General features: G+C 59.9%; 19 protein-coding genes and 1 pseudogene. 8 read left to right on the top strand and 12 right to left on the bottom strand.

Translation table 11 applies throughout. The annotated features are described in order from the left end of the window. Nucleotides 1–296: 296 nt before the first annotated feature. The 4 genes from C9422_RS08130 (at nucleotide 297) to C9422_RS08115 (ending at nucleotide 4,438) form a co-directional block, all read left to right on the top strand. Entirely contained in the window at nucleotides 297–1,313 is a 1,017-nt protein-coding gene (locus C9422_RS08130) for a tripartite tricarboxylate transporter substrate binding protein (RefSeq protein ID WP_116580280.1), read from the top strand. Between the two features lie 53 nt (nucleotides 1,314–1,366). Further along, a complete protein-coding gene (locus C9422_RS08125) occupies nucleotides 1,367–1,900 on the top strand; it encodes a tripartite tricarboxylate transporter TctB family protein (RefSeq protein ID WP_116580279.1) in 534 nt (177 codons plus the stop codon). Further along, nucleotides 1,897–3,426 (top strand): tripartite tricarboxylate transporter permease, encoded by a 1,530-nt coding sequence (locus C9422_RS08120; protein WP_116580278.1) that lies wholly within the window; start codon nucleotides 1,897–1,899, stop codon nucleotides 3,424–3,426. Before C9422_RS08125 ends, C9422_RS08120 begins: the two co-directional genes overlap by 4 nt. A 70-nt stretch (nucleotides 3,427–3,496) precedes the next feature. Next, nucleotides 3,497–4,438, top strand: a complete 942-nt coding sequence (locus tag C9422_RS08115; RefSeq protein WP_102698961.1) for a LysR family transcriptional regulator — start codon at nucleotides 3,497–3,499, stop codon at nucleotides 4,436–4,438. A gap of 36 nt (nucleotides 4,439–4,474) precedes the next feature. Here C9422_RS08115 and C9422_RS08110 read toward each other — a convergent pair whose 3' ends face one another. From C9422_RS08110 to cysK, 3 genes are all read right to left on the bottom strand, one after another. After that, the gene (locus C9422_RS08110) at nucleotides 4,475–5,338 is read right to left on the bottom strand and encodes a DMT family transporter (RefSeq protein WP_116580277.1); all 864 of its coding nucleotides are present in this window, start codon (nucleotides 5,336–5,338) and stop codon (nucleotides 4,475–4,477) included. 465 nt (nucleotides 5,339–5,803) lie between these two features. Next, on the bottom strand, nucleotides 5,804–6,742 hold the full coding sequence (locus C9422_RS08105) for an aspartyl/asparaginyl beta-hydroxylase domain-containing protein (protein WP_116580276.1): 939 nt from the start codon (nucleotides 6,740–6,742) through the stop codon (nucleotides 5,804–5,806). Nucleotides 6,743–6,962: 220 nt separating this feature from the next. Continuing rightward, nucleotides 6,963–7,937, bottom strand: a complete 975-nt coding sequence (gene cysK, locus C9422_RS08100) for a cysteine synthase A (RefSeq protein ID WP_116580275.1) — start codon at nucleotides 7,935–7,937, stop codon at nucleotides 6,963–6,965. 130 nt (nucleotides 7,938–8,067) lie between these two features. Here cysK and C9422_RS08095 point away from each other — a divergent pair, with 130 nt between their 5' ends. Continuing rightward, nucleotides 8,068–9,144: a DUF748 domain-containing protein gene (locus tag C9422_RS08095; protein WP_116580274.1), complete on the top strand. Its 1,077-nt coding sequence runs from the start codon at nucleotides 8,068–8,070 to the stop codon at nucleotides 9,142–9,144. On the opposite strand, the gene C9422_RS08090 is transcribed toward C9422_RS08095, so the two are convergent. Beyond that, nucleotides 9,141–9,641 (bottom strand): DUF2442 domain-containing protein, encoded by a 501-nt coding sequence (locus tag C9422_RS08090; RefSeq protein ID WP_116580273.1) that lies wholly within the window; start codon nucleotides 9,639–9,641, stop codon nucleotides 9,141–9,143. The two genes, C9422_RS08095 and C9422_RS08090, sit on opposite strands and share 4 nt — an antisense overlap. Continuing rightward, nucleotides 9,629–9,858: pseudogene (locus C9422_RS08085) on the bottom strand (DUF4160 domain-containing protein). The gene C9422_RS08090 and the pseudogene C9422_RS08085 overlap by 13 nt, the downstream one beginning before the upstream one ends. A gap of 206 nt (nucleotides 9,859–10,064) precedes the next feature. Here C9422_RS08085 and C9422_RS08080 point away from each other — a divergent pair. Together C9422_RS08080 and C9422_RS08075 are read left to right on the top strand one after the other, a co-directional pair. After that, entirely contained in the window at nucleotides 10,065–10,910 is an 846-nt protein-coding gene (locus tag C9422_RS08080) for a MoxR family ATPase (RefSeq protein WP_007972431.1), read from the top strand. Nucleotides 10,911–10,922: 12 nt separating this feature from the next. Further along, the gene (locus C9422_RS08075) at nucleotides 10,923–12,101 is read left to right on the top strand and encodes a VWA domain-containing protein (RefSeq protein ID WP_116580272.1); all 1,179 of its coding nucleotides are present in this window, start codon (nucleotides 10,923–10,925) and stop codon (nucleotides 12,099–12,101) included. A gap of 695 nt (nucleotides 12,102–12,796) precedes the next feature. Here C9422_RS08075 and C9422_RS08070 read toward each other — a convergent pair. From C9422_RS08070 to C9422_RS08055, 4 genes are all read right to left on the bottom strand, one after another. Next, nucleotides 12,797–13,720 (bottom strand): biotin-dependent carboxyltransferase family protein, encoded by a 924-nt coding sequence (locus C9422_RS08070; RefSeq protein WP_116580271.1) that lies wholly within the window; start codon nucleotides 13,718–13,720, stop codon nucleotides 12,797–12,799. Then, nucleotides 13,717–14,421 (bottom strand): 5-oxoprolinase subunit PxpB, encoded by a 705-nt coding sequence (pxpB, locus tag C9422_RS08065; RefSeq protein ID WP_116580270.1) that lies wholly within the window; start codon nucleotides 14,419–14,421, stop codon nucleotides 13,717–13,719. The genes C9422_RS08070 and pxpB overlap by 4 nt, the downstream gene beginning before the upstream one ends. Then, nucleotides 14,418–15,170: a 5-oxoprolinase subunit PxpA gene (locus C9422_RS08060; protein ID WP_102698968.1), complete on the bottom strand. Its 753-nt coding sequence runs from the start codon at nucleotides 15,168–15,170 to the stop codon at nucleotides 14,418–14,420. The genes pxpB and C9422_RS08060 overlap by 4 nt, the downstream gene beginning before the upstream one ends. 73 nt (nucleotides 15,171–15,243) lie before the next feature. After that, the gene (locus tag C9422_RS08055; protein WP_116580269.1) at nucleotides 15,244–16,530 is read right to left on the bottom strand and encodes an MFS transporter; all 1,287 of its coding nucleotides are present in this window, start codon (nucleotides 16,528–16,530) and stop codon (nucleotides 15,244–15,246) included. Between the two features lie 146 nt (nucleotides 16,531–16,676). Between C9422_RS08055 and C9422_RS08050 the strand changes: the two genes are divergently transcribed. Beyond that, the gene (locus C9422_RS08050) at nucleotides 16,677–17,591 is read left to right on the top strand and encodes a LysR family transcriptional regulator (RefSeq protein ID WP_116580268.1); all 915 of its coding nucleotides are present in this window, start codon (nucleotides 16,677–16,679) and stop codon (nucleotides 17,589–17,591) included. Nucleotides 17,592–17,746: 155 nt separating this feature from the next. Here the strand turns inward: C9422_RS08050 and C9422_RS08040 are convergent, their stop codons facing one another. The 3 genes from C9422_RS08040 to C9422_RS08030 are packed head-to-tail and all read right to left on the bottom strand — an operon-like array spanning nucleotide 17,747 to nucleotide 19,607. Then, on the bottom strand, nucleotides 17,747–18,289 hold the full coding sequence (locus C9422_RS08040) for a DUF2937 family protein (protein ID WP_116580267.1): 543 nt from the start codon (nucleotides 18,287–18,289) through the stop codon (nucleotides 17,747–17,749). Nucleotides 18,290–18,300: 11 nt separating this feature from the next. Beyond that, entirely contained in the window at nucleotides 18,301–19,077 is a 777-nt protein-coding gene (locus C9422_RS08035) for a class II glutamine amidotransferase (protein WP_007972420.1), read from the bottom strand. Nucleotides 19,078–19,109: 32 nt separating this feature from the next. Continuing rightward, nucleotides 19,110–19,607 (bottom strand): MFS transporter, encoded by a 498-nt coding sequence (locus C9422_RS08030; RefSeq protein ID WP_104450503.1) that lies wholly within the window; start codon nucleotides 19,605–19,607, stop codon nucleotides 19,110–19,112. Between the last annotated feature and the right edge of the window lie 103 nt (nucleotides 19,608–19,710).

The raw sequence follows: 19,710 nt of genomic DNA, 5'->3' as shown, positions 1-19,710 counted from the left end.
GACCTTTCAACGTGGACCCGCATTCTTTTCTGTAGGAGCGAGCCTGCTCGCGATGGTCTTGAACGAAAACACATGCTTCCTGAATTAACGCGGTGCCCTTGAGTCCATCGCGAGCAGGCTCGCTCCTACAGTAGTCAGCAGTTTGCCGAGCTATAACCCCAGGCTATCGGTGTATGTATTGTTTTGACTAGACGCCGTGCCCGCACCTTCACACACTCGGGCCAGGCTTGCGGCTTTACCGCGCAAACAAGCCGCTCATAACAATTACAAGAACATGAATACGAGGCTCTTCCATCATGCGAAATGCATTCGTCCGTCGTACATCCCGTCTGTTTCTTGGTTGCGCACTGATCGCCGCCGGTACCCTTCCCGCTCTCGCCAACGCCGCCTGGCAACCGGACAAGAACGTCGAAATCGTCGTCGCCGGTGGTCCCGGTGGCGGTACCGACCAGCTCGGTCGCCTGATCCAGTCGATCATCACCACGCACAAGCTGCTCGACGTGAACACCATCGTCCTCAACAAGGGCGGTGGCAACGGCGCCGAAGCCTTTCTCGACCTGAAAATGAGCAAGGGCGATGCCGACAAACTGGTGATCGGCACCAACAACATCTACCTGTTGCCGCTGGTGTCCAAGCTCGGCTACGAATGGCAGGAACTGACCCCGATTGCCGCGGTGGCCGAGGATGACTTCATTCTCTGGAGCTACAAGGGCGCGCCGTGGAAAGACGCGAAAAGTTTCTACGACGCGGTCAAGGCCGACCCGTCGAACCTGCGCATGGGCGGCAGCCAGTCCAAGGACGTCGACCAGACCCTGACCCTGCTGCTGAACCAGACCAACAACAGCAAACTGGTGTACATCCCGTTCAAGAGCGGCAGCGAAGCCGCGACGCAACTGGCCGGCAAGCACATCGCCGCCAACGTCAACAACCCAAGCGAGAGCATCAGCCAATGGCGTGGCGATCAGGTCGAGCCGCTCTGCGTGTTCAGTAAGGAGCGCATGGGCTATACCGACAAAGTCGCCGGCGACAAATCCTGGGCCGACGTCCCGACCTGTCACGAACAAGGCCTGGGCATCGATCAGTACCGCTTCCCGCGCACCGTGTTCATGCCCGGCGACGTCACCGCCGAGCAGCGTGCGTTCTATGTCGAGTTGATGCGCAAAGTCACCCAGACCGATGAGTTCAAGGCTTACGTGAAGCAGAACGCCCTGGTGCCGACCTTCCTCGAGGGCGAGCCGCTGACCGCCTACATCGAAAAAGACACCGCCCGCGTCACGCCGGTGTTCAAAGAGGCCGGCTGGCTGAAAAACTGAGTTGCTCACGGCCGCCCGCCCTGCGTACGGCCGTCACCTCTGGAGGTGCTTTCATGTCCCATTCTTCGGATTCACCAGCGCTGGTCGGTACGCGCTGGGTCGAGCTCGGCCTGGCACTCTTCACCACGCTGATCGGCGCGGTGGTGATGTTCGGCAGCGTTGAACAGGGTATCGGCTGGGGTGATGCGGGCCCCGAGCCGGGTTACTTTCCCTTCTACATCGGCCTGATGTTGAGCGCCGCCAGTGTGGCCAACGGCGTGTTGACCCTGGTGCGCTGGCAAGCCCTGGGCATTTCATTCGTCAGCCGCAGTGCGTTCATGCAAGTGCTGTCGGTGTTCGTGCCCATCGCGCTATTCGTCGGTGCGATGCCGTTCACCGGCATCTACGTCGCTTCGGCCTGCTTCATTGCCTGGTTCATGTGGCGTGACAAGGTCCGCGCCAAGCCTTACGGCAAATGGATGATCGGTAGCGTGTCCCTGGGCGCGGTGCTGGCCAGTTACCTGATTTTCGCGCTGTGGTTCAAAGTGCCGCTGGATGCCGGCCCAATGGGCGACTGGATTGCCCTGGCCGGGAGACATTTCAAATGAGCGAGTTCGATTCCCTGCTGCAAGGCATGAACCTGATCCTCACGCCGGGCCATATCGGCCTGATGGTGATCGGCGTGCTGCTGGGCATTCTGGTCGGCGTACTGCCCGGTCTCGGTGCCCCCAACGGCGTGGCGTTGCTGTTGCCGCTGACGTTCACCATGTCGCCGGTCTCGGCGATCATCCTGCTGTCGTGCATGTACTGGGGCGCGCTGTTCGGCGGCTCGATCACCTCGATCCTGTTCAACATCCCCGGTGAGCCCTCATCGGTGGCGACTACCTTCGACGGTTATCCGATGGCCCGCGAAGGCCGCGCCGCCGAAGCCCTGACCGCCGCGTTCAGTTCGGCGTTGCTGGGTGCGTTGGCCGGCGTGTTGTTGCTGACGTTCCTCTCGACAAAAATTGCCGCGTTCGCCATGTCCTTCAGTTCGCCGGAGTTCTTCGCGGTGTACCTGTTGGCGTTCTGCACCTTCATCGGCATGAGCAAGAACCCGCCGCTGAAAACCGTGGTGGCGATGATGATCGGTTTCGCCATGGCCGCCGTCGGCATGGACACCGTGTCCGGCAACCTGCGCCTGACCTTCGACCAGCCGATCCTGATGACCGGCATCAGCTTTGAAGTGGCGGTGATCGGCCTTTTCGGCATCGGCGAAATCCTCTGCACCGTGGAAGAGGGACTGGTGTTCCGCGGCGAGCATGCGCGGATCACGCCCATGGTGATCCTGCGCACCTGGGCCAGATTGCCGCGTTACTGGTGGACGATTGTGCGCAGCACCCTGGTCGGCTGCTGGATGGGCATCACCCCTGGCGGACCGACTGCCGCGTCGTTCATGAGCTACAGCCTGGCCCGGCGTTTCTCGAAAAACCGCGACAACTTCGGCAAGGGCGAAATCGAAGGGGTGATCGCCCCGGAAACCGCTGACCACGCGGCCGGCACCAGTGCCCTGCTGCCGATGCTGACCCTGGGCATTCCCGGTTCGGCGACTGCGGCGGTGATGCTCGGGGGCCTGATGATCTGGGGCTTGCATCCGGGGCCGACGCTGTTCGTCGAGCAACACGATTTTGTCTGGGGCCTGATCGCCAGCATGTACCTGGGCAACGTGGTGAGTCTGATCGTGGTGCTGGCCACCGTGCCGCTGTTCGCTTCGATCCTGCGCATCCCGTTCTCGATCATCGCACCGATCATCATCATGGTCTGCGCCATCGGTGCCTACTCGGTGCACAACTCGTTCTTCGACGTGGTGCTGATGCTGGGCTTCGGTGCGCTGGGTTATCTGTTCAAGAAACTCGGCTACCCGATTGCGCCGCTGGTGTTGGCGGCGGTGCTGGGCGACAAGGCAGAAGATGCGTTCCGTCAGTCGATGCTGTTCTCCGACGGGCACCTGGGGATTTTCTGGTCCAACCCGTTGGTGGGCAGTCTGACCACGGCGGCGCTGCTGATGCTGTTCTGGCCGCTGATTTCCAAAACGCTGCAAACCCTGATCGGCCTGCGTAAACCCCAGGTCGCCAAACCAAAATCGGTGCTGTGACACGCCAAAGCTGGCAACGCCTGGCATTTGTTGTCAGGCTTGCCGCAGGACTTTATTGCGAGCACGGCCCATGACCCGAATTCCTGCTGCCAACGTAATCCACAGCCGACTGCGCCTGCGCCAACTGCGGCTGATGCTGGCGTTGCAGGAATTCGGCTCGTTGCGTCGCGCCGCCGACCACATCGGCATGACCCAACCGGCCGCGACCAAAATGCTGCATGAAGCCGAGGACCTGCTGGGTGTCGAGCTGTTCGAACGCCTGCCCCGGGGCATGCGCTCTACCCCGTTCGGGGAAACGGTCATTTATTACGCACGCATGGTGTTCGCCGAACTCAGCGGCATGCGTGAAGAGCTGGTCGCCCTCGAATCCGGCAACCTTGGCCGGGTCGCGGTCGGGGCCATTCCGGCACTGGCTTCGGGGCTGCTGACGCGCACCATCGCCACCTTGAAACAAAGCCACCCACGCTTGTCGATGAGCATTCAGGTCGACACCAGCGACGTGCTGGTGCAGGCGTTGTTGCAAGATCAGCTGGATATCGTATTAGGACGGATTCCCGCCGGTGCCCGGGCAGAGGAGTTGCTGTTCGACAGCCTTGGCGAGGAAGCGCTGTGCGTGATTTCCGGCGCTCAGAATCCACTGGCCAAAGCCACGCAGTTGAGCTGGGCCGAATTGCAGAACATGACCTGGGTGCTGCAACAGCAGCCCAGCCCGATGCGCGCGATCATCAATCAGGTGTTCCACAACGCGCGGGTCGACATCCCGAGCAGCATCGTCGAAACCACATCGATCATGACCTTGCTGTCGTTGATTCAGCAGACTGACATGCTCGGCGTCACGCCGGTGTCGGTGGTCGAGGATTACCCCGGTCGGGATCTGCTGGCGGTGTTGCCGATCAAGTTCGAGGCGCGGCTGCCACCGTACGGGTTGATCACCCGGCGTCATCGCATTCAATCGTCGGCGATGCAGGCGTTCATGAATTCGGTGCGGGCCGAGCATGCGCTGGCCAAATGAAAAAGGCCCGGAGCATTGCTCCGGACCTTTGCGGTTTTAAGCCGATTTACGGAACACAAACACCAGCCCGACGATGATCAACAGCATGCCGAACAGGCTCAACAGCGCCAGGCGATTGCCGAAGACCAGATAGTCCATCACCGCCGTCACTGCCGGCACCAGGTAAAACAGACTGGTGACGTTCACCAGGTTGCCCCGGGCGATCAAGCGGTACAGCAACAGTGTCGCCAGCACCGACACCACCAGCCCCATCCAAAGCACCGGCAGGATGAAACCGCTGCTGTGTTCGAAGTGAAACGGCTGGAAAGGGACGAAAATCCCGCACAACAGCAGCCCGGCGAGGTACTGCACCGGTAGCGTGCCGAGAGGATTTTCAGTGATGCGTTTCTGCATGATCGAACCGAACGTCATGCTCACCAGCGCCAGCAGACCGAAAAGCATTCCGGCCAGCGACATCCCGGCCAGGCCGATGCCCTGGTAAACCACCATGATCAGACCGGCCAGCCCAAGCGCCAGACCGAACATCCGGCTGGCTGATCGTTGACGCTCCATGATCACCACCGTAAGGATCGGCTGCACGCCCATGATGGTCGCCATCACCCCGGGGGTGACTTTAAGGTCGAGGGCCAGCAGATAGAAAATCTGATAGCCCCCCAACAACACCACGCCGGTGGCCATCGCATACAGCATCGGCTTGCCGCCCTTGGGCAACTTCAGCTTGAACAACGGCACCAGCAACACCAGCCCGCATAGCGCGATGACGAAACGAAACATCAGGAAAGCGAAGGGTGACGCGTGGGCCAGCCCCCATTTGGAGAAGATCGCCCCGCTGCTCCACAGCAGCACGAACAGGCTCGTGGACGCCGCCGCGAGCGCGGATTTTTTCGAAAGGACAAACATGAATACCACCTGTAGTCAGGCAAAAAGCCAACTCAGCAAAAGCTGAAATCCAGTAGTTTTTTCAGGCGGGCGGGGGAACAGCAGAAGACAGCTGATCAGCCCGAAATGCCGACGCCTGGCGGTGATACGACTGCGCACACCGGCGTGCTACTGACAGGTGGGGGGTAATGACTGATCTGCCCGGGCTGCTGATTCCCGCACGGCACGACGCCAGCGTTGACCGCTGAATCGACTACCGCGTTGAGGAGGAATGCAGGCATTGGGCTGATCTTTGCTCGAGAGATAAAAAGTGAGTCCGAAACTCACCGTGTGCCGACTATAACCAGCGTTCGACATGGATTGCAACGAGTTGGTCAAAAGGCCATTAACGACCGTCGATACAGTGCGGCTGAAGGGGGTAGCCGGTATTTCTCGGCAATAAAAAACCGCTCACAACGAGCGGTCTTTTTAATTCCGTATCCGGCTTCAACCAAACAACCAATACCCCAACAACGTCAGCACCGCTACCGCCAGCACCGGGCGCAGGACACGGTAAGCCTTGGGATTGCGCCGCTTCCATTGCTTGACCACACCACTGATTTTATCGCTGGAGTTCTTGCTCCAGGCGTAGGCCCTGTTGATCCCGCCCACACGTTCGTCATCCAGGTTCTGAGGCGCGGTGGCGCGCCCCAGCCAGGCGCTGATACCGCGATTGATGCGGGTCATGAAGCGATTGCTCAGCGGACGTTCGATATCGCAGAACAGGATGACCCGGGTCTTTTGCGTTTCATTCTTGACCCAGTGCACGTAGGTCTCGTCGAACATCACGTCCTCACCATCGCGCCAGGCGTAAACCTGACCGTCGACAAAGATGCGGCAATCATCGGAATTGGGGGTGGACAGCCCCAGGTGATAACGCAGGGAGCCGCCAAACGGGTCGCGATGCGGGTTGAGGTGGCTGCCGCCCGGCAGCAGCGCAAACATCGCGCCCTTGACGTTGGGAATGCTGCTGACCAATTCCACGGTTCTCGGGCACAGGACTTCGGCAGAAGGCAGCGGTTTGTCATACCACTTGAGATAGAAACGCTTCCAGCCCTTCTTGAAGAACGAGCCAAAACCGGCGTCGTTGTTCTTTTCCGCCGCACGAATGTACCCCTCGTCGAACAAGTGCATCGCTTCGTCGCGGATCACTTCCCAGTTGTCCTTGAGCACATCCAGTTCGGGAAACTTGCTGCGATCCAGATAGGGTTTGGAAGGCACACCGGAAAACAGGTACATCAAGGCGTTATAGGGTGCGAACAGTGCCGAATGGTTAACGAATTGGCGCAAAACCGGCAGACGCGCCTTACCGCGTAAGTGCACATACAGGGTGCTGCCGAGAAACAGCAACAACAACGAGGCTTTCGCGGCAAACGAAAAGGTCATCAACAACTCCTTTGAAGATAAACGACTTTGCACCAGGTCCATTGCCCGACGAGGCTTGCGGCATGATAAACACTGCCGATCCGGTAAAAAACCTGCACTTTTCAACATTCAATGTTAACGAATGTGCAACAAAGCATTTCTTAACATGTGGCACCTGAACGGCGGCTGATGTGAATCCCTTATCAACCGCCGCCAGCCACGATCCGCCATTGTTTGGCGCTTACTGCTGATTCTCCTGTTCGGTAAACAGATCACTGAACAACATGCTCGACAGATATCGTTCACCAGAATCCGGCAGGATCACGACGATGGTCTTGCCCTGCATTTCCGGGGTCTCCGCCAATCTTACGGCCACGGCCATGGCAGCGCCGCAGGAGATCCCGCACAAGATTCCTTCTTCCTGCATCAAGCGCAGGGCCATGGCCTTGGACTCTTCGTCACTGACCAGTTCTACCCGGTCGACGATCGACAAATCGAGGTTCTTCGGCACAAAACCGGCACCAATGCCCTGGATCTTGTGCGGGCTCGGTTTGATTTCTTCACCGGCCAGGGCCTGGGTAATCACCGGCGACACCACCGGCTCCACCGCCACCGAGAGAATCGGTTTGCCCTGGGTATTCTTGATATACCGTGAAACCCCGGTGATGGTTCCACCGGTTCCGACGCCTGCCACCAGCACGTCGACCGCGCCATCGGTATCGTTCCAGATTTCCGGGCCGGTGGTTTTTTCGTGAATGGCCGGGTTGGCCGGGTTGTCGAATTGCGCCGGCATGAAGAAGTTCGACGGGTCGCCGGCAACAATTTCACCGGCTTTTTCGATAGCGCCCTTCATGCCTTTGGCCGGTTCGGTCAACACCAGCTCGGCACCCAGTGCCTTGAGTACCTTGCGACGTTCGATGCTCATGGACGCCGGCATGGTCAGCATCAGTTTGTAGCCACGGGCGGCGGCCACGAACGCCAGGCCGATACCGGTATTGCCGGAGGTGGGTTCGACGATGGTCATGCCCGGCTTGAGTTTGCCGCTGCTCTCGGCATCCCAGATCATGTTCGCGCCAATCCGGCACTTGACCGAGTAACCGGGGTTGCGCCCTTCGATCTTGGCCAGAATGGTCACACCACGCGGCGCAATGCGATTGATCTGCACCAGCGGCGTATTGCCGATGGAGTGGGCGTTGTCAGCGAAAATGCGGCTCATGGCTGGGTCCTTAACGACAGCATTGAAATAGGGCATCAAGGTAAGCCCTCTTGCCCGCAGGCGTCCAGTCGGGTCGAACGTCCGCCTGTCAGTGCAGTCAATGGCTTTAGATCGCCAGAGATTTGCCGCCATGAAACGTCGATACAGCTGGCCCCTGTGGACCCTCATCGGCCTCGTTGCACTGCTGATAACGTTGCACATCGCCTTGCCCTATCTGGTGCGCGACTACCTGAATGAGAGGCTGGCGGACATGGGCGACTACCGGGGCCAGATCACCGACGTGGACCTGGCCTTGTGGCGCGGGGCCTACAAGATCAACGGACTGAAAATCGTCAAGGTCGATGGCAAGGTTCCGGTGCCTTTCGTCAACGCGCCATTGATCGACCTCTCGGTGAGTTGGCACTCACTGTGGCACGACCACGCGGTGGTGGCCAAAGTGCAGTTCATCACGCCCGAGGTCAACTTCGTCGACGGCGGGGCCAACAAGCGAAATTCCCAGACCGGCCAGGGCACCGACTGGCGTGCCCAATTAGGCAAGCTGCTGCCCATTACCCTGAACGAAGTGCGGATCATCGATGGCAAGATCAGTTTTCGCAACTTCAACTCCAAACCACCGGTGAACATGAACGCCACAAAGGTGGATGCCCGTATTTTCAACCTGACCAACGTGGTCGACACCAAAGGCAAACGCGACGCACGCTTTGAAGGCAAAGCCTTGCTGCTGGGGCACGCGCCACTGGAAACCACGGCCACTTTCGATCCCTTGAGCGACTTTGAAGACTTCGAGTTTCGCTTGCGTACCACGGATATCGAACTCAAGCGCCTGAACGACTTCGCCGCGGCCTACGGCAAGTTCGACTTCAATGCCGGCCATGGCGACGTGGTGATCGAAGCCCAGGCCAACAAGGGGCGACTGACCGGCTATATCAAGCCGCTGATGCGCGATGTTGACGTGTTCAACTGGCAGCAGGACGTGGAAAACAAGGACAAAGGGCTGTTCCGCTCGATATGGGAAGCCCTCGTCGGTGGAACCGAGACGGTCCTGAAAAACCAGGGCAAAAACCAGTTTGCGACACGGGTCGAGCTCAAGGGCAATGTGCATCAGCAAGATGTCAGCGCATTCCAGGCTTTTTTGCAGATTTTACGCAATGGTTTCATCCAGGCTTTCAATGCGCGGTATGAACGGCCCAAGCCGGATGCCGGCTAATTTTTGCGCGTGACCACGTACCGACCAGTGTCTTCTGCCGCGCGGGGCGAATTCGATTGCTGTTGCAGGAAATCCCAGCCCAGGCAAGCCAGGGCCAAGGATCTCGGCACCGCTTCGCGACCACTGCTGTATCGGGTGATACTGCGGCTACTGACCCCCAGCGCTTGAGCCGCCTGATTGAGCGATAACCCGGTGCGAGCACGCCAATCGATAAAGATTCGGGTGTTTTCGTCGGCTGCATTCTGCGCCAGGGCATCCAGGTAGAGAGTGTCTGCACCGATCTGGATATCCAGCTCAGGCCATTCGACACTCCAGCCATCGTCACCCAACGCTGCATGATCAAAAGCCTCTCCCTGCAATGGTTGCAGGCCCGGATAGGCCTGCAGGTCGCGGCTCAAATCAAGCAGCAGTTGCTGGCCATCGATAAACGTCAGCACCAATCGGTAATCCGGCAATGCTTGCACTGCCGATAGCCGTGGTCGTTTCATGGGTAGCATCGTTTCCAGTCCTCCAGCAATTGAGTCCGGTGGGCTCTGACCCACTCCAGAGCTTCCCTGAGAATCAGCGGCGGCGCCTTGCCCACCATCACTTCGACAGTTTCCAGGCTCAACATGACGTCCAGCCCGCCACCCGTCAGATGAACATGGGGGGTGGATGATCCTTTTCGCGCAATTGAATGCGGTATGTGTCTCGAAATCGGTATTTTGTAGACATGCCCGGCAAGCTATCGCCAAAATAGCGATACCTCAATACTGGCCAGCAGCCGAGACTGAGTCAAGATGTGACGCTCCATTCAGAGACTGAATAAGCCGTCTGCGTTCACAGTCGACCGGGCGGCGCGTTATAGTCGGGGCTGACCCTTTTATTGCGCCCCCCGCCCTGCCTCGCTCAGGTCGGCGTTACCGTTCGAGGATTAGCAGATGAAGTTCGAAGGCACCCAGGCCTACGTCGCCACCGATGACCTGAAGCTGGCGGTCAACGCCGCCATCACCCTGGAGCGGCCATTGCTGGTCAAGGGCGAACCGGGCACCGGCAAGACCATGCTCGCCGAGCAACTGGCCGAATCCTTTGGCGCCAAGCTGATCACCTGGCACATCAAGTCCACCACCAAGGCTCACCAGGGCCTGTACGAGTACGACGCGGTCAGCCGCCTGCGCGACTCGCAACTGGGCAACGAAAAAGTCCACGACGTTCGTAACTACTTGAAAAAGGGCAAGCTCTGGGAAGCCTTCGAGTCCGACGAGCGGGTCATCCTGCTGATCGACGAAATCGACAAGGCCGACATCGAGTTCCCCAACGATCTGCTGCAAGAGCTCGACAAGATGGAGTTCTACGTTTACGAGATCGACGAGACCATCAAGGCGAAAAAGCGTCCGATCATCATCATTACCTCCAACAACGAAAAGGAACTGCCGGACGCCTTCCTGCGCCGCTGCTTCTTCCACTACATCGCGTTCCCCGACCGCACCACCCTGCAAAAGATCGTTGACGTGCACTACCCGGACATCAAGAAAGACCTGGTCAGCGAAGCGCTGGACGTGTTCTTCGACGTGCGCAAGGTGCCGGGCCTGAAGAAGAAGCCTTCGACCTCCGAACTGGTGGACTGGCTAAAGCTGCTGATGGCCGACAACATCGGCGAAGCGGTACTGCGCGAACGCGATCCGACCAAGGCCATCCCGCCACTGGCAGGCGCCCTGGTGAAGAACGAACAGGACGTGCAATTGCTTGAGCGTCTGGCGTTCATGAGCCGTCGCGGCACCCGCTAAGAGGCTGATGCCATGCTGCTCAACCTGTTCAATGAAATGCGCGCAGCCAAGGTGCCGGTTTCGGTACGCGAGCTGCTGGACCTGATCAACGCGCTGAAACAGCGCGTGACCTTCGCCGACATGGACGAGTTCTATTACCTGTCCCGGGCGATCCTGGTGAAGGACGAAAAGCATTTCGACAAGTTCGACCGGGCGTTCGGCGCCTACTTCAATGGCCTGGAAAAGCTCGACGACCACCTACAGGCGCTGATCCCCGAAGACTGGCTGCGCAAAGAATTCGAACGCTCGCTGACCGACGAAGAACGGGCGGCGATCCAGTCCCTCGGCGGCCTGGACAAACTGATCGAAGAGTTCAAGAAACGCCTCGAGGAACAGAAGGAACGTCACGCCGGCGGAAATAAATGGATCGGTACCGGCGGCACCAGCCCGTTCGGTTCCGGCGGTTTCAACCCGGAAGGCATTCGGGTCGGCGATGCCGGCAAGCGCCAGGGCAAGGCGGCCAAGGTCTGGGACCAGCGCGAATACAAGAACCTCGACGATTCGGTGGAATTGGGCACGCGCAACATCAAGGTCGCCCTGCGCCGCCTGCGCAAGTTCGCCCGTCAGGGCGCGGCGGAAGAGCTGGACATCGATGGCACCATCGACCACACCGCCAAGGATGCCGGCCTGCTGAACATCCAGATGCGGCCGGAGCGGCGCAACACCGTCAAGCTGTTGCTGCTGTTCGACATCGGCGGCTCGATGGACGCCCATGTGAAGATTTGCGAGGAATTGTTCTCGGCCTGCAAGACCGAGTTCAAGCACCTGGAGTACTTCTACTTCCACAACTTCATTTATGAATCGGTGTGGAAGAACAACATGCGCCGCACCTCCGAACGCACCTCGACCATGGACCTGCTGCACAAGTACGGCGCCGACTACAAAGTGATCTTCATCGGCGACGCCGCCATGGCGCCCTATGAAATCACCCAGCCGGGCGGCAGTGTCGAGCACTGGAACGAAGAAGCCGGTTACGTGTGGATGCAGCGGTTCAAGGAAAAGTACAAGAAGCTCATCTGGATCAACCCGTATCCGAAGGACACCTGGAGTTACACCTCCTCGACCAACATCGTGCGGGACCTGATCGAGGACCAGATGTATCCGCTGACCCTTCGTGGGTTGGAAGAAGGGATGCGGTTTCTGTCCAAATAAAGCTAAAAGATCGCAGCCTGCGGCAGCTCCTACACCGATCCCTGTAGGAGCTGCCGCAGGCTGCGATCTTTTGATCTTCAAACTCTAAAGCGCTGCAGATACTCGATCTGTTCCCGATGCGCGACCTCTTGCACAACCGGCTTGAGTCGAACCGCCCGCTGACCCTTCGCGGGCTGGAAGAAGGGATGCGCTTTCTGTCCAGATAAAGCTAAAAGATCGCAGCCTGCGGCAGCTACTACACCGATCCCCGTAGGAGCTGCCGCAGGCTGCGATCTTTTGATATTCAAACTTTAAAGCATTGCAAATATTCGATCTGTTCCCGATGCGCGACTTCCTGCACAACGGGCTTGAGTCGAACCGCCCGCTGACCCTTCGCGGGCTGGAAGAAGGGATGCGCTTTCTGTCCAGATAAAGCTAAAAGATCGCAGCCTTCGGCAGCTCCTACACCGATCCCCGTAGGAGCTGCCGCAGGCTGCGATCTTTTGATCTTCAAACTCTAAAGCGCTGCAGATACTCGATCTGTTCCCGATGCGCGACTTCTTGCACAACGGGCTTGAGTCGAACCTCCCGCTGACCCTTCGCGGGCTGGAAGAAGGGATGCGCTTTCTGTCCAGATAAAGCTAAAAGATCGCAGCCTTCGGCAGCTCCTACACCGATCCCTGTAGGAGCTGCCGCAGGCTGCGATCTTTTGATCTTCAAACTTTAAAGCGTTGCAGATACTCGATCTGTTCCCGATGCGCAACCTCTTGCACAACCGGCTTGAGTCGAACCGCCCTCCCCGGCAGGCACTGCGCCAGCCGCGCCAGCGCCAACGGCGTCAACGCCCCCAGACGCGGATATCCACCAATGGTCTGCCGATCATTGAGCAACACAATCGGCTGCCCGTCGGGCGGCACCTGCACGGCACCCAACGGAATGCCTTCGGAAATCATCGGCTTGCCCTGGTACTGCAGCGCCGTACCCAGCAGGCGAATACCCATCCGGTCGGCACGGCTGTCGAGGTGCCATACGCTGTTGAACGCATCGAACAGGCTCTGCCCGCTGAACTCGCCGATCTGTGCTCCGAGGACCAGGTCCAACGGCGCATCAAGGCTCAGGTCCGGTCGTTGGTCTGCGCTCAATTCGCGCAGCAACATCACCGGGTTGCCCGAATAGCTCAAGCTCGCCCCTTTATCCAGCGCTCGGCCCATGCCGTCCAGCCCGCCGAGTTCCTCCCGGACCACCGTCGCGCTACTGCCCAGCACTTTCGGTGCATCAAACCCACCCGGCGCCGCCAGATACGCCCGGGCTCCGAGCAACGGCTGAGTGAATTGCAAACGCTGGCCTTTGTGCAGTCTGAAACTGCGCCACGGGGTCAAAGCCTCGCCGTCCACCCGCGCACCAAGATCCGCTCCGGCCAAGGCCAGCACGCATTCGTCTTCAGCCACCACGGTGAACCCGCCGAGGGTGATTTCGATCACCGGTGCATCCAGTCCGTTGCCCAATAGCCAGTTGGCCCAGGACATCGAACGCCAATCCGCCGCTCCCCCCTGGGTCACGCCCAGATGCCGCACGCCGAATCGACCGGCATCCTGCAACAGGCACAGCGGCGTACTCGTTTCAATCATCAGATGGCTCATGCCTGGGCCTCCAGAGGCGTATCGTCCCCCCCCAGGTTAATGAACTCGGCATGGCCGACCGCTTCGAACCGTACGGTGTCACCGGGTTGCATCAGGCTGTAGCCGTCACGGTTGCGGTCGAACAATCTGGCCGGCGTGCGGCCGATCAGGTTCCAGCCGCCCGGCGACACCACCGGGTAAGCCGCCGTTTGCCGCTCGGCGATGCCGACACTGCCGGCCGCGACTTTCTTGCGTGGCGTGTTCAGACGCGGCGCAGCGAGCGCTTCCTCCACCAGCCCCATGAAGGCGAAGCCCGGTGCAAAACCCAGGGCGAACACCTGATATTCACGCTCACTGTGGCGGCGGATCACCTCCTCCACCGCCAATCCGCTGCGCTGCGACAACAGCGTCAATTCCGGTCCGACGCTCAAGTCGTACCACACCGGCAACACATGACAGGTACCTCGAGTGCGCGCATTGGGCGACAGATCGATCAGCGCCTGGGCGATCAGTTCCCGTGCCTGGCTCGGGCTCAATGCAGTCATGTCGTAATGCACCATCAATGTGGTGTAGGACGGCACCAGATCGATCAGGTGCCCGGCAAATGCCATGCGCAGACTTTCACTGGCCGCGAGCATCCATGGCATGTTGTTTTCGGCAATTTCATCGAACAGGCGCACCATCAGGCAATCCAGCGCCACCACTTCCACCCGCAGCTTCATGACGCACTCTGCCGGTTCAAGGCTTCACGGATGCGTTGTACGGCAGCGACCGAACTGGCGTTGTCGCCGTGCACGCAGAGGGTGTTGGCCTGCAAATGCAGGGCGCTGCCGTCACTGGCGGTGAGCTGATCGCCACGGGCAATGGTCAGCGCCTGCTCGATGATTGTTTCCGGGTCGTGATGCACCGCGCCCGGCAGTTGTCGCGAGACCAGCCTGCCGGCACTGTCGTAGGCACGATCGGCGAAGGCCTCGAACCATAGCGTCACGCCGTATTCATCGCCCATTTGTTGGGCAGCGCTGTTGTCGCGGGTCGCCATCAGCATCAATGGCAGCGTGCGGTCGTAGGACGCCACCGCTTGCAAAACGGCGCGCAGCTGCGCCGGGTTGGCCATCATGTCGTTGTACATCGCACCATGGGGTTTGACGTAGCTGACCCGGCCGCCCTGGGCCCGGCAGATGCCGTCGAGGGCGCCGATCTGGTAATGCAGGATGTCTTGCAGTTCCTGGGTGGCATAGGCCATGGAGCGGCGGCCGAAGCCCACCAGATCCTGATAGGCCGGATGCGCGCCGATTTGCACACCGTGGCTGAGGGCCAGGCTGACGGTCTTGCGCATGATGCTCGGATCGCCGGCGTGAAAACCACAGGCGATGTTGGCGCAATCGATGAAGGGCATGATTTCGGCGTCCAGACCCATGGTCCAGCTGCCGAAACTCTCGCCGATGTCGCAGTTCAATAGCAGGCGGCTCACACTGAACACTCCTGTAGGCTTTATTCTTTTCAGCTGCGGGACATATCTGTAGGACAGTCCCGCAGGTTATCAGTTACTGGGCGTCGAGTTGCTTGCCACGGGTTTCCGGCAGGCTCAGGGCCGCGAGAATCACCACACCGTAGGAAACCGCCGCGAAGGCACCGATGCCCACGCTCAGCGGTACGGTCTGGCTGAGCAGGCCGATCAGCAGCGGGAACAACGCCGCCAGCGCACGCCCGATGTTGTAGCAAAAACCCTGGCCCGAACCGCGAATGCGCGTGGGGAACAATTCGGTCAGGAATGCGCCCATGCCACTGAAAATCCCCGAGGCGAAGAAGCCCAGGGGAAAGCCCAGCCACAGCATCACGCCGTTGCTGACCGGCATTTGCGTGTACAGCAGGACAATGGTGAACGAGCCGACGGCGAACAGAATGAAGTTCTTCTTGCGGCCGAGGATGTCGGTCAAATAGGCGCTGATGACATAACCCACGTAGGAACCGACGATCACCATCGCCAGATAACCGCTGGTGTTGAGTACGCTCAAACCGCGTTCGTTTTTCAGGAAAGTCGGTAGCCAGGACGTGATGGCGTAGTAGCCGCCCAATGCCCCGGTGGTCAGCAACGAAGCGCGAATCGTGGTGAACAGAATGCCGGGGGCGAAGATCTCGTAGAACTTCGACGGGTTGCTCGGCTCCTGCCGGGCCTTGGCTTGACGATAGATTTCCGGGTCCTTGACCAGACGGCGGACAAAAATCACAAAAATCGCCGGCACGATGCCAAGGATGAACAGCGCGCGCCAGGCGTCTTCCGGTGGCAATACCGAGAACAGCAGCGCATACAGAATCGCCGTCAACCCCCAACCCAGCGCCCAGCCGGATTGCACCATGCCCACAGCCTTGCCGCGGTCCTTGGCGCGGATCACTTCGCCGATCAGCACGGCGCCGGCCGTCCACTCGCCGCCGAAACCGAAGCCCATCAGGGTTCGTGCAATCAGCAGTTGCTCGTAGCTCTGGGCAAAGCCGCAGAGGAAGGTGAAGAAGGCAAACCACAACACGGTCAGTTGCAGGGTGCGTACACGACCGATGCGGTCGGAGAGAATCCCTGCGACCCAGCCACCGATGGCCGAGGCGATCAGGGTGCTGGTGTGAATCAGCCCGGCCTGGCCGGTGGTGATGCCCCACATGGCAATCAGGGTCGGCACCACGAAGCTGAGCATCTGGGTGTCCATGCCGTCCAGGCCATAGCCGATCTTGCAGCTCCAGAAGGTGCGGCGTTCCTGCTGATTGATGTTGCGATACCAGTCGAAAGGTCCCGGGCGAGCCGTGGCTTTCGCGATGACGGGGGTGTCGGGCGCACTCATGGCAAATCTCCGCGCTGATTTTATTGGTATTGTTCTGAGCCCCGACGACGCCTATCGTGGGAACCGGATGCGTCGATTTTTGGACGCGCGCCCCCACTGCGTCCAACTAATAAAAACCCGCCTTAGACATAAGAAATCTTTATCCCATGAACCTGAAGTTTCTCGAGACCTTTGTCTGGGTCGCCCGACTCAAGAGTTTCCGCCTGACCGCCGACAAGCTCTTCACCACTCAGGCTTCGATCTCCAGTCGAATTGCGGTGCTTGAAGGCGAGCTTGGGGTGAAGCTGTTTCTGCGTGATTCGCGCGGCGTGAGCCTGACGCCCGAAGGCCTCAAAGTGCTCGATTACGCCGAGCAGATGCTGGACACCATGCAGGCACTCAAACAATCGATCGAGACCCGTTCGAGCAAGGCCGGACGGGTGCGCATCGGCGTGATGGACACGGTGATCCATACCTGGCTCAGCCCGTTGGTGGCGCAGATGACCGATCACTACCCGCTGGTGGAAATCGAACTGGTGGCCGATACCTCGCTCAACCTCTGCGATCAGCTGCAAAAAGGCTTTCTCGACGTGATCCTGCAAACCGACCTGCTGCGCCAGGAAAGCGTGCGCAGCCTGGAACTGGCCAGCCACCCCATGGGCTGGATCGTCGCCAGCAACTCCATTTACAACCGCGAGTACTCGGGCATCGCTGACTTGGCGGGCGAGCGGATCATCACCTATTCGAAAAACTCCCATCCGCACCAGGAAGTGCTGGCCCTGATGCAGGCCAATGGCGTGATGGCGCCGCGACTGAACTGCGTGAACTCGGTGTCGGCGATTACCCGGCTGCTGCGCGACGGATTTGGCATTGGCGCGTTGCCGCCGGTGCTGGTGGCCGAAGAGCTGGCACGGGGGGAGTTGACCCTGCTGGACATCGATCAGCGACCACCCGACTTGCAGGTGGTGGTGTCGTGGCGGGTGGGTGTCGAGTGGGTCGAGGAGATTGTGGCGTTGTGTCAGCAGGTGCTGGAGGGGTATGCGCGGAAAGTGGGAGAGCGCTACATCACCCTCTCCAGTTGATGGCATCCTGTGGCGAGGGGGCTTGCCCCCGTTGGGTTGCGAAGCAGCCCCAATACCCATCAACCAAATCATTCAGGTAAACCGCGGCTACCAATTCTACGACTGCTGCGCAGCCGAGCGGGGGCAAGCCCCCTCGCCACAGGAACCGCACGCTGTTACAACCCGCGCAAATCCCGCTCTTCGATCGGCCGGCTCTGGCGCAGGCGTTTGCCGCCCAGCACCACCCAGTCGATCAGCCGGAACAGGCACTCGATCCCGAACGACAGCAGCAAAGCACCGCTCATGCCCCAGACCATCGCTTCGGGCGTCAACAGGATCTGGTAGCTGTAGCCGTTCCAGGTTTCCTTGCGGATGTCCGGATCGGCGGCCAGCACCACTTGCAGGAAGCGGATGTACCACGGCCCCTGCATCGCCTGGAACTGTTTATCCAACACCAGTTGACGGGTCAGCAGGTTGCTCAGGCTGTCGGCATCGCTGCGAAAGATCGGGTCCTCGCTGGCGCGGTAATGCGCGACCAGCGCCTGCATGTCGCCCTTGAAGAACTGGTTGGCGGTGTTCTGGAAGCCGCTCAACCCGGCTTGCGCCTCGATCAGATGGGCTTCGACCCGCTTGGCGTAATCGTTGATGAACCCCGGCACCTGGACACCGATCAACAAGCCCGCCGCAAACAACACCAGCCGTAGATAACTGAGCAACATGCAAGGAGTCCTTATTCGGTCGTGCCCTGGCTGACGCATTCGCCGCGTCGCCACAGGCTCCATTGACCCGGTTCGTAGCGGGTCCAGGTTTCGTTTTCGGTCAAAGGTTCGGTGGCGATGACGGTGACCACATCGTTGGGTGTGGTTTCGGCCTGAAAGTCGACGATCACGTCGACATCTTTCAGGCGCGCCGGGCCAAAGGGGGCACGACGGGTGATCTGCGCCAGCTTGGTCGAGCAATAGCAGAACAGCCAGTCACCGTCGCTGAGCAGGCAGTTGAACACGCCTTTGCTGCGGTACTCGGCGCAAGCGGCCACCAGGTCCGGCAACAGCGCTTCGACCTCGACCGGCTCGGGGAAGGCCGCACGCACACGGTTGAGCAAATCGCAGAATGCCGCTTCGCTGTCGGTATCGCCCACGGGGCGGTAGAAACTGGCCGTTGGCTGAAAATCCGCCAACTGGCCGTTATGGGCGAAACACCAGTTGCGCCCCCACAGCTCGCGGACGAACGGATGGGTGTTGGACAGGCAGACCTTGCCGACGTTGGCCTGGCGGATGTGCCCGATCACCACTTCACTCTTGATCGGATAGCGCTGCACCAGGTTGGCGACTTCCGACTCACAGCTGGCCGCCGGGTCCTGGAACAGCCGCAGCCCACGGCCTTCATAGAAGGCAATGCCCCAGCCATCGCGATGCGGGCCGGTGCGGCCGCCGCGCTGCATCAGCCCGGTAAAGCTGAACACGATATCGGTCGGGACATTGGCGCTCATGCCCAATAACTCACACATGTTCGGACGCTCGCTCTATCGCAGGGGCAAGATTACAGACGGGGTTCGACTCTCATCCGCTGAGGATTGCTCGGCACGGGCGGACGACCGTAACGATCATCGCCGGCACCGCCAAACGGTTGATCATCCTCAGGCTCTTCGGCGCGGACGGCGGCTTTGGTGGCAGCCTCACGCTCCTTGCGGGCGTTGGCGGCGCGTTCGATGGGGAAACGGATCGCCACCAGCACCAGATAGAGGCCGAATGCGATCATGCCGTACATGAACAGATCGGAAATCGCCCGCCAGGCGTTGTTGCCGACCTTGAACAGCAGGTCGAGCGCGGTAATGGCGACGGCCGGTGCGACTTTATCCTTGACCGGGTCGATGATGGTCGGGCTGAACAGCAGCACGACCATCAGCAGCCGCAGCGGCTCACGCAGCCAACGCCACATCCAGCGGGTCAAGCGCATCCACACCAACAGGCAGCCCAAAGCGGCGAAGGCGTAGAGGCCCCAAGCGATCAGATAGTCGTTCTCGGTCATGGTGTCCATGGCAAGGCAGGCAAAGAGGCGCTTATGATAACGGCTTTTCGCCCGTCAGGCTGCATCAACACATAGAACCCTGTAGGAGCGAGCTTTTGTGGCGAGGGGGCTT

It is taken from the genome of Pseudomonas sp. B1(2018) (assembly GCF_003097365.1).
Classification (GTDB): Bacteria; Pseudomonadota; Gammaproteobacteria; order Pseudomonadales; family Pseudomonadaceae; genus Aquipseudomonas; species Aquipseudomonas laurylsulfatiphila.
Note: the sequence above shows the minus strand (reverse complement) of the source record. Positions and strands in the feature narration are given on the sequence as shown.

Coding starts and splice junctions, on each gene's coding strand:
- C9422_RS08090 (WP_116580273.1), bottom strand. CDS start 9,641: ATGCTACCCATGAAACGACCACGGCTATCGGCAGTGCAAGCATTGCCG.
- C9422_RS08040 (WP_116580267.1), bottom strand. CDS start 18,289: ATGTTGCTCAGTTATCTACGGCTGGTGTTGTTTGCGGCGGGCTTGTTG.
- C9422_RS08120 (WP_116580278.1), top strand. CDS start 1,897: ATGAGCGAGTTCGATTCCCTGCTGCAAGGCATGAACCTGATCCTCACG.
- C9422_RS08115 (WP_102698961.1), top strand. CDS start 3,497: ATGACCCGAATTCCTGCTGCCAACGTAATCCACAGCCGACTGCGCCTG.
- C9422_RS08030 (WP_104450503.1), bottom strand. CDS start 19,607: ATGGACACCATGACCGAGAACGACTATCTGATCGCTTGGGGCCTCTAC.
- cysK (WP_116580275.1), bottom strand. CDS start 7,937: ATGAGCCGCATTTTCGCTGACAACGCCCACTCCATCGGCAATACGCCG.
- C9422_RS08055 (WP_116580269.1), bottom strand. CDS start 16,530: ATGAGTGCGCCCGACACCCCCGTCATCGCGAAAGCCACGGCTCGCCCG.
- C9422_RS08095 (WP_116580274.1), top strand. CDS start 8,068: ATGAAACGTCGATACAGCTGGCCCCTGTGGACCCTCATCGGCCTCGTT.
- C9422_RS08075 (WP_116580272.1), top strand. CDS start 10,923: ATGCTGCTCAACCTGTTCAATGAAATGCGCGCAGCCAAGGTGCCGGTT.
- C9422_RS08110 (WP_116580277.1), bottom strand. CDS start 5,338: ATGTTTGTCCTTTCGAAAAAATCCGCGCTCGCGGCGGCGTCCACGAGC.
- C9422_RS08035 (WP_007972420.1), bottom strand. CDS start 19,077: ATGTGTGAGTTATTGGGCATGAGCGCCAATGTCCCGACCGATATCGTG.
- C9422_RS08050 (WP_116580268.1), top strand. CDS start 16,677: ATGAACCTGAAGTTTCTCGAGACCTTTGTCTGGGTCGCCCGACTCAAG.
- C9422_RS08070 (WP_116580271.1), bottom strand. CDS start 13,720: ATGAGCCATCTGATGATTGAAACGAGTACGCCGCTGTGCCTGTTGCAG.
- pxpB (WP_116580270.1), bottom strand. CDS start 14,421: ATGAAGCTGCGGGTGGAAGTGGTGGCGCTGGATTGCCTGATGGTGCGC.
- C9422_RS08125 (WP_116580279.1), top strand. CDS start 1,367: ATGTCCCATTCTTCGGATTCACCAGCGCTGGTCGGTACGCGCTGGGTC.
- C9422_RS08105 (WP_116580276.1), bottom strand. CDS start 6,742: ATGACCTTTTCGTTTGCCGCGAAAGCCTCGTTGTTGTTGCTGTTTCTC.
- C9422_RS08080 (WP_007972431.1), top strand. CDS start 10,065: ATGAAGTTCGAAGGCACCCAGGCCTACGTCGCCACCGATGACCTGAAG.
- C9422_RS08130 (WP_116580280.1), top strand. CDS start 297: ATGCGAAATGCATTCGTCCGTCGTACATCCCGTCTGTTTCTTGGTTGC.